Consider the following 11,876-nt stretch of genomic DNA (forward strand, 5'->3'; position numbering starts at 1 on the left):
TCTTGACGACCATAGAGCATTGGAACCACCTGATCCCATCCCGAACTCAGCAGTGAAACGATGCATCGCCGATGGTAGTGTGGGGTTTCCCCATGTGAGAGTAGGTCATCGTCAAGATTGAATTCCGAAACCCCTGTCTGCTAACGCAGACAGGGGTTTTGTCGTTTAGGGCGGCCCACCGCAGCAAATCTGCCTTACGGCTACCGCCTGTCGGTTTCCTACGTTAAAAGAAGATGCTTCTCACAAATTCCTAAGATTTGTCGAAGTTTGGCCGAAAGCCTGACGAGCCATGCGTGCACCGAAATAGAGCGACCGCAGAGTCCGCCTATCCCGATACATGGAATGTTCCACTCGGCACGCTCACCCCCCTTTGGCAAAAGAAGTCGATGAAATGAATCTCAAGTTCAGTCATAAAATTCTGTTGGCCGCGTCAGGCGTCGTGGTTTTAGCCTTCGCGTTATTTACCCTCTACAACGACTACCTGCAGCGCAGCACCATCAGGCAAAACCTTACGTCGTCCATCCAGCAATCCGGCGAGCTCACCGCCAGCAGTGTGCAGAACTGGCTCAGTGGTCGCATCCTGGTCCTCGAGAACCTGGCGCAGAACGTTGCCCACCAGGGCAGCGCCGCCGACCTCCCAGGTTTGGTCGATCAGCCAGCATTCACCACCAATTTCCAGTTCACCTATGTAGGTCAAACCAATGGGGTATTCACACAGCGCCCTGACGCGAAGATGCCTGACGACTACGACCCCCGTCAGCGCCCTTGGTACAAGCAAGCAGTAGTGGCGGACAAAACCATGCTTACTCCGCCTTATATGGCGGCTGTGGGCGGTCAGATCGTGACAATTGCCATGCCGGTGAAAAAGAATGGCGAGTTGTTGGGTGTTGTCGGTGGTGACCTGAGCCTGCAGACACTGGTGAAGATCATCAACTCGGTAGACTTCGGTGGTATCGGCCATGCGTTCCTGGTCAGCGGTGATGGCCAGGTCATCGTCAGTCCGGACCAGGACCAAGTGATGAAGAATCTCAAGGACATCTATCCCGGCACCAACGTGCGCATTGAGAAGCTCAATCAGGACGTTGTCCTCAACGGTCAGGATCGCATCCTTTCCTTCACGCCTATCAGCGGCTTGCCTGGCGCTGACTGGTACATCGGCCTTTCGATCGACAAAGAAAAAGCCTATGCCCCGCTGGGCAAATTCCGTACTTCGGCCTTGATTGCGATGTTGATTGCCGTTGTGGCTATTGCGGTGCTCCTGAGCCTGTTGATTCAAGTACTGTTGCGCCCGTTGACCACCATGGGCGTGGCCATGCAGGACATTGCCCAAGGCGAAGGTGATTTGACCCGACGTCTCGACGTGACCAGCAAAGACGAGTTCGGCGAGGTCGGCAGCGCATTCAACCAGTTCGTCGAGCGAATTCACGCGTCGATTTCCGAGGTGTCTTCGGCAACGCGCCAGGTGCACGATTTGTCCCAGCGTGTGATGGCTTCATCCAATGCGTCGATCATCGGTTCTGACGAACAGAGCGCGCGTACCAACAGCGTGGCCGCAGCCATCAACGAGCTAGGGGCCGCCACCCAGGAAATCGCGCGCAACGCTGCTGACGCGTCCCAGCATGCCAGTGGTGCCAGCGAACAAGCTGACGATGGTCGTAAAGTGGTGGAGCAAACCATTCAGGCGATGTCGGAGCTTTCGCAAAAGATCAGCCTGTCCTGCACTCAGATCGAAACCCTTAATGCCAGTACCGATAACATCGGACACATCCTGGATGTGATCAAAGGCATTTCCCAGCAAACCAACTTGCTCGCCCTAAACGCGGCGATCGAAGCGGCCCGTGCTGGCGAAGCAGGGCGTGGTTTTGCCGTCGTGGCGGATGAAGTGCGCAATTTGGCGCACCGTACCCAGGAGTCGGCAGAAGAAATCCACAAGATGATCACTTCGCTGCAAGTGGGTTCGCGCGAAGCCGTGACCACCATGAACGCCAGCCAGGCTTCCAGCGAAGAAAGCGTCGAAGTCGCCAACCAGGCAGGTGAGCGTCTGGTCAGCGTGACGCAACGTATCGTTGAGATCGATGGCATGAACCAATCCGTCGCGGCCGCCACTGAAGAGCAGACCGCCGTGGTTGAAACCCTCAACGTCGATATCAACCAGATCAACTTGCTGAACCAGCAGGGTGTGGCCAACCTCAACGAGACGCTCAAGGACTGCGATGCGCTGTCCCAGCAGGCCAGCCGACTGAAGCAATTGGTCGATAGCTTCAAGATCTGATCCTGACCGCATCGGAGCGAGGCCTCTCGCTCCGATCGCTTGGTCTCACGTCCAGGGTGCTATTCAGAGGAAACTGATAGCGCTCAGATAGTCGCAGCCTTTGCGTAACAGCGCCTGGCTCTTGGGTGGATAGCACATGCCCATTTTTTCCACGCCCCACCGGGCATTGTCGTAACGGATCATCGATGTGTCACCGATGTCCTCGCCCAGTCCGTCCAGGTAAAAGCCCAGCACTCCGAACAACGCGTTATTGCGGCTCACTTTGCGCAGCGCCCGTTGCCAGTGTTCAATGCTTACTCGGTCAAAAGCGTGCCCAGCCTCGCTGAAGGCGTCGAGATACTGGTCCCAACTCAAGGGCAGTGGGTTGTGCAGGTTGAACACGTTTCGCCCAGGGTCAAAGCGCACGCTGTGGTAGGCGATGAAACGCGCCAGGAAGTCCACCGGCATCAGATCGAAATTGACGTCCAGTCGCGGGACCATCCCTAATTGCAGAGACCCCTTGAGCATCAACATCAAGCGGTTTTTCTGTGGCTGGCAAACGCCGTTCTGGCTGTTGAAGCTGATATTTCCCGGCCGATGAATATTGACCCAGGCCCCTTGCTCGACTGCCCGTCCTAATAGCCGCTCGGCTACCCACTTGGAGAGGTTGTAGCCATTTTTCACATAGAGCGGCAGTGCGCGTCGGGCAGGCGCTTCAAGCACGGACCCGTCGACGTCCACGCTGCTGCAGGCTGACAGCGTCGAGATGAAATTGAGGACCTTCTTGCAATGGGTCTCGCAAAGGCGCAGGCATTCCAGCACCGGCTCGACGTTGTCCTTGGCCAGTGAGGCGTAATCCATCACATGATTGACCTGCGCGGCGTTATGCACCACCACGCCGTAATGACGGGCGAGGTGCTCGTACACGTCGTCGGCCAAGCCCAGGCGAGGTTTACGAATATCGGCGGCGTATACCTGTACTCGGCTCAGGTCCAGATGTTCCAAGCGGTATTCACGCAATGCCTGGGCGAACCTTGTCGCTGCCGAATGGCCGGGCAACTCGCGCACCAGGCACGCCACGTCCTGCGCCCCGCCAGTCAGCAGTGCCTGGACAATATGAACCCCGACAAAGCTGTTCGCGCCGGTGACGATGGCTTTGCGCGAGTCTCCCGCAAGGGTCTCGGGCAGCATCTCGACCTCCAGTGCTCGCGTCGCATCTTGTTCCATCTGGTTGGATGGTGTATCCGGCAGTGCACTGCCATCCATGAGTGCGGCCAATGTGCGGATGGTCGGCGTCTCAAAAAAGGGGCTCAGGCAGAAGCTGCGGCCAAACTGCTCGCGCAGGCGTAGCAACAGGGTCGACAACAGGATGGAGTGGCCACCGAGGTTGAAAAAACTCTCATCAATCGAGAGTTCGCCTGCGGGTAATCCCAGCAGCTCACCCCACACGTCAGCCAGTTGTGCCTGCAAAGGGTCTTGTATGCGACAGCGATCCATCCCGATGGGTATGGGTATTGGCATGGCCAGCAAGGCCTTGCGATCGATCTTGCCGTTATTCGAACGGGGCATGCATGCCAGTTCGCTCCAAGCGCTGGGCTGCATATGCACCGGCAACCACTGTCGAGCATGTTCCTTCAGGCTTGCCAGCGTAGCGCCAGATTCCGGCTGGGCGGCAAAGCCGATGACTCTGTGTGCCGTATCGATCACCACTGCCACTTGGCGAAACAAGCGACTATCGCGCAAGCACTGTTCAATATCCTGAGGCTGAACTCGAAACCCGCGGATCTTGACTTGCTCATCCCTGCGGCCGCCCAGTTCGATGCCCTCTTGCGTCCATTTTGCCAAGTCGCCGCTGCGATAAGCCTGTAGCACTTGGCCATTTGGCAGTGTCAGCGCCACGAACGGATTGTCGGCCCGCGAGAGTGTATTCGAATAACCCAGGCTTACTCCGGGACCGACAATGTACAAGTCGCCCATTACCTGTTCATCCACGGGCTGCAGGTTCTCGTCGAGAATCAGCACCTGGCTGTTAGCGATGGGGAGGCCGATATTGCGATGGCTGTCACCTCGTTGGAATACCCGATGGGTCGCCAACACAGTGGCCTCGGTCGGCCCAAAGAGGTTATGCAACTGGCATTGACCGGCCAGTTGTTCGATCACGCAGGGCTCGCAGAAATCACCTCCGGTCAGTAAATGAGTCATGCCCAACGGCTGATCCAGCGGCAGGATGCTGAGCAGTGCCGGTGGCACAAACCCATGAGTGACGCGTTGCTTGCGAATCAGTTCTACCAGTTGCTGAGGGTCGTGACGCTGGTCTGGGCTGGGCACAATCAACTCGGCGCCGGCGATCAATGCAGGGAAAATATCGATCAGTGAAGAATCGAAGCCCAGTGGCGAAAATTGCAGGACGCGACTGTGTTGATCCAACGCCACGCAACTGACGAGCCAGGCCGTGAAATGCGCCAGGTTGTATTGGCTCAGCAGTACCCCCTTGGGCTGGCCCGTCGTACCCGAGGTGAACAGTGCCACGCACGGCTCGTCGGCACGGGGGTGACGGTGCATCAGCGGTTGCGTCATGTCGGCGCTGTGCGCGGCCACCTGGCTCACATCAAGTGAAACGAAACGCTCTCGCAATGGGTGCTGGCCATTCTCCAGCAGCACACAGGCCTTGAGGCTGGTCAGCATGCAGTGCTGGCGTTGCTCCGGGTGGTCAGGCACCAGCGGCAAATACACGGCGCCACAGCCAAGCACCGCGAGAATACTGGCGTACAACTCGGCAGATTTCTCCAGGCATACGCCGACCACTTGTGGAGCCTCGGCATCCTCCAGCAAGGGAAGCAGGCGTTGTTGAATAGCCATGGCTTGTTGCTGGAGCTGCCGATAAGTCAGCGCATGACCGGCGATGTTCAGCACTGTTCGATGCGCGAAGGTATTGAGGCTGGCCTGCAGCCGTTCGATCATGGGCGTTCGGGCCGCGTGCAGTAAGGCAGGGGCCGCCGTGTGGTTGAACCGGTGCATGAAAGCCAAGGCATCCAGCTCTTGCAGGCCCTGTTCAGGCCAGGCGTTAGCAGCGGCCGTTGCCGAGAAATAAGCGGGGTCTCTTGAAAAACCGCAGACCAACAAAGCAGCCCACTCCACCACTGCATTCGTTGCCTGCTGACGCAACCGCTGCCCATTACCGCTGGGCTCCCGGGCAACGTCGTGCACCGTCAGCAGGCGCCGCTCCCGGTCGTAGCAGCGTAACTGTAATGAGGGCAGCCCGTGTTCGCAGAGCGGGCCGATACCCACGCGCAAGCTTAACCATGGCGCACTGGCGGGCGAGGGCGGCAGCGGCTGACTCCCGTCTTCAATAACCAGATCCACAGACCCCGTTCCTGCCACATGCCCATATTGCTCCAGCTCCTGCCTGAGCGCCGCCAGAGCGTTACCGGTACCACGCCACTCGATCTGCAAGCGCCTCATGCCAACCTCCTCGATACGGGCAGGTAGTCGCGCAGGGCTCGTGCCACGCTGGGGGTTTGCAGTACGCCGCTGTGGTGCAGGAGGCCCATGATATTGGCCAGCAGCGGATGTTGGGGGGTGATGGGAAAGTCCAGCGCCTGGATTTCGTCGCGCAGTGCTCGGCGCGTATCGGCACTGATAGCCAAGTGTTCGATCAGTTGCAGATCGAAGTCTTTCTGTAGGTCGTTGGTCAGGTAGTGCGTCAGGAACACGGGCAGGGCTTGAGCAATGTGGTCGCGATCTTCAGAGCTTGCCGATTGCCAGTAGAGGCGCACCAACTGTGTCCAGAACCGCGCATGCCGCCCTTCATCAAACAGATGATCGGCCATCAGGCCGCGGACAGAGGATTTGACGCTGCCATCTTTGGAAAACGCTGCGACGTCATGGGTGACGGTGTTCTCAGCGATGGCGACGCCGATCAACTCTACGGCATCGTGCAAGTATGCCGGTACCTGTGCCTGGGCTGCCGGCAGCGCGCGGCCCAATTCAATTTGCCCGGGTAGATCGAGCGGTTGGATTCCGGTCATCTGCACGGCTTGCTGCAGGAAATCCAGCGCGACCAGCGCGTGGTAATCCTCGTCGACAACGACCGTCATCGCATCGTAGCGGCAGGCGAGCGGGAAGGGCAGGGAGAAGCGATTTTTAGCGATGCTGCGCGCGGTTTTGTCGACGATCTCGGTTTCGAAAATCACCACGTCATTGATGAATTTATAGAAGCTTTGCACCAGCACGAAGTCGCGCCATTGCGGGCAGTGCTTGAGAAAGGTTGCACTCAGCACCAGAGGCTGACGGCACAGGGGGAAGATGAGTTTGTCGTCGTCTTCCAACATCCGCCGGGGGCGTGTGCGGATGGTTGCGCGACGCTCCCAGTCGTCGGCAAAGGATTGGTAATGAGCGGCGTTCACGGACGTACCTCTTGCATCGAGGCCAGTACGTCGTCCCAGAAGGTAATACGACTCTGCACGGCGCCCAGGGCGGCGTTATCGGCCTGTTGCTGGCGACTGGGGTCTGCGTCGACCAGGCGCTGTAGCAACTGTTGCGCCGCGGGCTCGTGATCATCGCTGTCTATTTCGATATGGCGGCTGAGGTAGTGACATAGCGTAGGGGCCTGCCGACCTATGAAAGCATGGCTATGCAAAAGCCTTTCGAACATTGACGGAATCACACACTCTCGGCCATGCAGGAACGCCGCCGCCACACAGTGGGTCGGAGCGCTCAGGGCAATTTGTAAGGTGCTGTCGACGAAGCGGACTACGCCCTGGGGCGCATCGATCATCTGCAAGGCTGCGCTTACCTCCACTCCCTGGCTTTGCAGGTCGATAAAGCGAGTGATTGCGACCGTGCTGGCGCCCACTTCCGTCATTGCGTCCAAGTACAGCTCGAAGTGGCTGCAATAGCCCCGCGTCGGGTGCTCGTCCGACTCTTCCGCCAGCACGATTTCGTTAATCAGGCGGGCAGCGTGCGGGTCAGTGGAGGGGAGCCAGGGCAACTGCATGCAAGTGAGGTCCTGTTGCAGGCGTTTGGTCAGGCTCATGAAATCCCAGACAGCAAATACATGGTGTTTCATGAAGTGTTGTAACTTGCCGAGGCTGGTTATTTCTATAAATAACGGATGATCAAAAAGTTGTCGTTTTTTTTGCGCGAGTGAATGTGGGTACATGGTTGACGCCTATGAGTTGTTGCGAGTGCTCTAAAAGCAGTGTTGAAATATTATAGTTGTGAGTGCGAGAGTAACTTGAGCGCGCCCACGCGCACGGCGAGGCCCTTGCACTAGGCAGACGCAGTGGATGGAAAGGTGTGTCTTGCTGGGAAAAGATAATAAGCTGGTTGAATGTTTGAACCGGTATACAAATGTATTAGATGTTTTTCCCGATATTTATGTGTGTGGTGATTCCCCAGCTATACGTGGGATTTTGCTGCGCGCTGAGTCGGCTCTAATTATGATTTGGTTCTTTGTTTTTTCTGATGGAGCAACAATCCCTGATAAGAAAGTTGCTACATCACCTAAGGATCAAGGGCAAAAGCGAAAAAACCTACTGAGTGGGGTTTTTTTCGGCGCTCTCAAGGCCGCTGAGGTAGGTCGCGATCACCTCCATGCCTCGCATCAAGTGGTTACGCAGCGTCAGGATGCTCTCCTCGACCTTCCTCTGCGCTACCAGGCTCAGCAGTTCGCGGTGATCCTCCTGGGAAGTCTCCCCCAGCCCCATCGCCTCAAGGTTGAAGCGCAGGAAGCGCTCCTCCTCATTCAATCCGTGCTCGACCAAAGTGAGCAGCCGCTGGTTGGGCGCCTTGCCGTACAACACCATGTGAAACAGGCGATTGAGCCGACCAATCTCGGTGTAGTCTTTCTCGCTTTCCAGTGCGTTGATACAGGCCTCAGCTTGAGCAAGGTCCGCGTCGGTGAGCAACGGAATCGACAGGCGCAGGGCCTCGGACTCCAGCAACATGCGCAGGGCATAGGTCTCGGCCGAATTGTCCTCGATCAAGGGAGCAACGACGGCACCCTTGTGAGTCACCACATGCAACAAGGATTGCGCCTCCAGCTGGCGCAACGCTTCGCGTACCGGCATGCGACTGACGCCGAACAGGCTGGCCAGTTCTTGCTGGCGCATGGCGGTGCCACAGGGCAATCGCCCATCAAGGATGGCATTACGCAACGTTTCTTCGATAACGGAGCGCGCAAGATGGGCGGGAATAGGCCCGCTGATTTTGATGCTGCTTAATGGGTTCGGCTTCTGCGTCACGGTTGCGCTATCCTCCTTTCTTGAATAATAGTCTGGCTAATTGGATCCAAAGAACACTAAAGATGGGCCAGGTGCTTGTCAAATAGCCAAAGTTTCCGTTTGTAAGTGCTTACACAGCATACTTTGTGTCTCTCACAAGGGCGGTTATAAAAACGCCGCCTCCTGCGATGATTGCACTGTGCCATTGTTTTTTGTAGGGCCAGGCTTCACCATCCCTGGAAATTCCGTCTCTTTCACGGACTGAACATTTTGGCGGTAAGTTTTAATCCCTATCGACTGCTTTGCTGGCTTTTATCAGCAACTTTACTGGCCGGCCTGATGCTCGGCGGGCTGCGTGCCGATTGGGATTTCTCGCAAATCAGCCGCAAGGCTACCGCCGTCTACGGGCCTTTGGGTCAAGGCCAGCAGCGTATCGACGCCTGGCAGCGGTTATTGGTGAGCGAAAAACAGGTCAGCGAGCAGGAGCAGCTCAAGGTCGTCAATTTGTTCTTCAACAAGCAAATGACCTACGTGGAAGACATCGATCTCTGGCACGTTGTGGATTACTGGGAGACGCCCGTCGAGGCACTCTGGAAAGGTGCTGGTGACTGTGAAGACTACGCCATCGCAAAATATTTCAGTTTGCGTCACCTGGGCGTGTCCAGCGACAAGTTGCGCATTACCTACGTCAAGGCCCTGCGGCAGAATCGGGCGCACATGGTCCTGACTTATTATTCGAGCCCCGACGCCGTCCCACTGGTGCTCGACAGCCTGATGGATGAGATCCTGCCGGCTACCCGTCGCACCGACCTGGTCCCGGTGTACTCATTCAACGCCGAGGGGTTGTACTTGCCTGGTGCCAAAGGCAACAAAAAAGTCGGTGATACCAAACGCTTGTCGCGCTGGCAGGATGTGTTGAGAAAAATGCGTGCGGAAGGCTTCCCAGCCGAGCCTGCCAACTAGGAGTAACTGATCGGATGTCTCTGTTCAAACAGCTATTGATCGCAATCTGTCTGTTCCTGGTGGTCGCCTTCAGCGGCAGCTTCATGGTCAGCCTGGAAAGCTCGCGCACCCAATACGTCAACCAATTGCGCTCCCACGCCCAGGATGCCGCGACGGCATTGGCGCTGTCGCTCACCCCGAATATCGATGACCCAGCCATGGTGGAGCTGTTGGTCAGCTCGATCTTCGACAGCGGTTACTATGCCAGCATCCGCGTCGTGGACCTGGCCACCGACAAAACCATCGTCGAGCGCAGCGGTATTCCCGACAACAACGGCGTGCCCAACTGGTTCGTCAAGCTGATCGGACTGGAGCCGGCGGGCGGTGATGCCCTGGTCAGCCGTGGCTGGGAACAGGCCGCACGGGTAGAAGTGGTCAGCCATCCGATGTTCGCCCTGGCCAAGCTCTGGCAAAGCGCCCTGGGTAGCCTGGGCTGGTTGCTCTTGTGCGGTGCGGTCAGCGTGGTGCTCGGTGGGCTGCTGCTGCGCCGGCAATTGAAGCCGTTGGACTATATGGTCAAACAGTCCCACGCCATTGCCCGCCGCGAGTTCCTCAGCCTGCCTGACTTGCCCCGCACGCCTGAACTGCGGCGGGTGGTGCAGGCCATGAACCAGATGGTGGAAAAGCTCAAGGCGCTGTTCCAGGAACAGGCCGAGCGTAGCGAAAAACTGCGCACCGAATCCTATCAGGACAACCTCACCGGCCTCGCCAACCGCCGTTATTTCGAGATGCAGCTCAACGCCCGCGTCAGTAACCCGGAAGAGACCAACTCCGGCTACCTTCTGCTGCTGCGGGTCAAGGACCTGGCCGGCCTCAACCAGCGCCTGGGTGGCCAGCGCACCGACCAGTTACTGCAAGCGGTTGGCGAACAACTACTGCGCCAGTGCGCGCCGTACCCGGAAACCCATAACCTCGTCACCCGTATTCGTGGCGGTGAGTTCGCCGTGCTGGCGCCGGGGTTGATGCGTGGAGAAGCGATGCAGCTGGCGCAAAACCTGGAAAGCACTTTGCTCAGCCTGCAAGCGACCGGCGCCAGTGACGTTACGCCGGTCGCCTATATCGGCCTGGCGCCGTTCAGCCATGGCGACGCGCCCCAAGCCCTGCTGACCCTGGCCGATCAGGCCCTGGCCCAGGCCCAAGCGCAGGGCGACACCAGTTGGGTGTGCCTGGACCGCAGCGCCGCCGCCAGCGTGGGAGACGATCACCATGCCTGGCACACCTTGTTGGACCAGGCCCTGACCCAGCAGCGCTTCCAGCTGTACTTCCAGCCGGTTGTCGCCAGCCAGGACCCGCAATTGGTCTTGCATTACAAAGTACTGTCGCGCTTGCAGGACGAAGACGGCCACACCATACCGGCCGGGCGCTTCCTGCCGTGGCTTGAGCGCTTTGGTTGGTCAGCCCGCCTGGACCGCCTGATGCTGGAGCAGGTGCTCAAGCAGATGGCCAGCCACACCGAGAACCTGGCGCTGAATCTTTCGGCCGCGACCTTGCAAGATACCCAGGCCCTGAACCGCGTTTATGACCTGCTACGCCAGCACAGCAACCTGGGCCCGCGCCTCACCCTGGAGATTGGTGAGGAGCAACTGCCTGAGCAGCCCGTGCTGGAACAGATGACCCAGCGCCTGCGCGAACTGGGCTTCTCCCTCAGCCTGCAACGTTTCGGTGGGCGGTTCAGCATGATCGGCAACCTGGCGCGCCTGGGCCTGGCGTACCTGAAGATCGACGGCAGCTACATTCGCGCCATCGACCAGGAAAGCGACAAGCGCCTGTTTATCGAGGCCATCCAGCGAGCGGCCCATAGCATCGACCTGCCGTTGATTGCCGAACGTGTAGAGACCGAGGGCGAACTGAAGGTGATTCGTGAGATGGGGATTTTCGGCGTGCAGGGCCAACTGTTTGGCGAGCCCGCGCCCTGGAAATAATTCACCTGTAGGAGCGAGCTTGCTCGCGAAGATCGCCAACAATAACGCGCAAAACCTGATGCCCCGTGGCGATTTCAGTTTTTCGCGAGCAAGCTCGCTCCTACAGGGGTAGGAGCGGTTGGATTAAATCAATCCTTTCTCGTCATCATCGATCAACTGGCTCAACCCACCCAACGCTTCCCTCGCCTGGTTACGGTCCATCAACTTGGCCTGGGCTGCCGGCGGCAGGTCGGTCACGCTGATCACCCCCTTGCGGGTCAGCACCTGGATCAAGTCATCCAGCACCCGGATCATCTCAAAGTCGCTCTGCTTGAGCTGGGCCAGGCTGGTTTCCACCACTTCGTTGGCGTACCAGGCCTGTATCTCATGGTGATCGGCCGGCAGGGTTTCAGTGGATTCGGTAAAGGCAGCGGCCTCTACGCGAACCAGCGCGCCCTGTGCATCACGTTGCACGTAAAACATAACAACCCCTCGAAA

Annotated in this window: 8 protein-coding genes and 1 rRNA gene; 4 read left to right on the forward strand and 5 right to left on the reverse strand. The window is 58.1% G+C overall.

Annotated elements, in window-relative coordinates:
• Position 1 precedes the first annotated feature (1 nt).
• Together rrf and ACP7CZ_RS07610 are read left to right on the forward strand one after the other, a co-directional pair.
• A 5S ribosomal RNA gene (gene rrf / locus ACP7CZ_RS07605) occupies positions 2-117 on the forward strand.
• A gap of 274 nt (positions 118-391) precedes the next feature.
• Positions 392-2,272, forward strand: a complete 1,881-nt coding sequence (locus ACP7CZ_RS07610; RefSeq protein ID WP_034125396.1) for a methyl-accepting chemotaxis protein — start codon at positions 392-394, stop codon at positions 2,270-2,272.
• A gap of 63 nt (positions 2,273-2,335) precedes the next feature.
• Here ACP7CZ_RS07610 and ACP7CZ_RS07615 read toward each other — a convergent pair whose 3' ends face one another.
• The 4 genes from ACP7CZ_RS07615 to ACP7CZ_RS07630 all read right to left on the reverse strand — a co-directional run bounded on the left by ACP7CZ_RS07615 (position 2,336) and on the right by ACP7CZ_RS07630 (position 8,496).
• The gene (locus ACP7CZ_RS07615) at positions 2,336-5,713 is read right to left on the reverse strand and encodes an amino acid adenylation domain-containing protein (RefSeq protein ID WP_294173386.1); all 3,378 of its coding nucleotides are present in this window, start codon (positions 5,711-5,713) and stop codon (positions 2,336-2,338) included.
• Positions 5,710-6,657, reverse strand: coding sequence for a diiron oxygenase (locus ACP7CZ_RS07620; protein WP_034125398.1), 948 nt, complete (start codon positions 6,655-6,657; stop codon positions 5,710-5,712). The genes ACP7CZ_RS07615 and ACP7CZ_RS07620 overlap by 4 nt, the downstream gene beginning before the upstream one ends.
• Positions 6,654-7,412: a DUF3050 domain-containing protein gene (locus ACP7CZ_RS07625; protein ID WP_054899075.1), complete on the reverse strand. Its 759-nt coding sequence runs from the start codon at positions 7,410-7,412 to the stop codon at positions 6,654-6,656. Before ACP7CZ_RS07625 ends, ACP7CZ_RS07620 begins: the two co-directional genes overlap by 4 nt.
• A gap of 373 nt (positions 7,413-7,785) precedes the next feature.
• Positions 7,786-8,496 carry a GntR family transcriptional regulator gene (locus ACP7CZ_RS07630; RefSeq protein WP_096143747.1) on the reverse strand — a complete coding sequence of 237 codons (711 nt, stop codon included), beginning with the start codon at positions 8,494-8,496 and terminating at the stop codon, positions 7,786-7,788.
• Positions 8,497-8,814: 318 nt separating this feature from the next.
• Here ACP7CZ_RS07630 and lapG point away from each other — a divergent pair, with 318 nt between their 5' ends.
• Positions 8,815-9,438, forward strand: a complete 624-nt coding sequence (lapG, locus tag ACP7CZ_RS07635; protein ID WP_371264164.1) for a cysteine protease LapG — start codon at positions 8,815-8,817, stop codon at positions 9,436-9,438.
• A 14-nt stretch (positions 9,439-9,452) separates the two neighbouring features.
• A complete protein-coding gene (gene lapD, locus ACP7CZ_RS07640) occupies positions 9,453-11,399 on the forward strand; it encodes a cyclic di-GMP receptor LapD (protein ID WP_294173378.1) in 1,947 nt (648 codons plus the stop codon).
• 123 nt (positions 11,400-11,522) lie between these two features.
• Here lapD and ACP7CZ_RS07645 read toward each other — a convergent pair whose 3' ends face one another.
• Positions 11,523-11,861, reverse strand: a complete 339-nt coding sequence (locus ACP7CZ_RS07645) for a hypothetical protein (protein ID WP_054896857.1) — start codon at positions 11,859-11,861, stop codon at positions 11,523-11,525.
• Between the last annotated feature and the right edge of the window lie 15 nt (positions 11,862-11,876).

Origin of the sequence: Pseudomonas sp. DWP2-2 (assembly GCF_049897065.1) — a bacterium.
GTDB lineage: Bacteria > Pseudomonadota > Gammaproteobacteria > Pseudomonadales > Pseudomonadaceae > Aquipseudomonas > Aquipseudomonas paracarnis.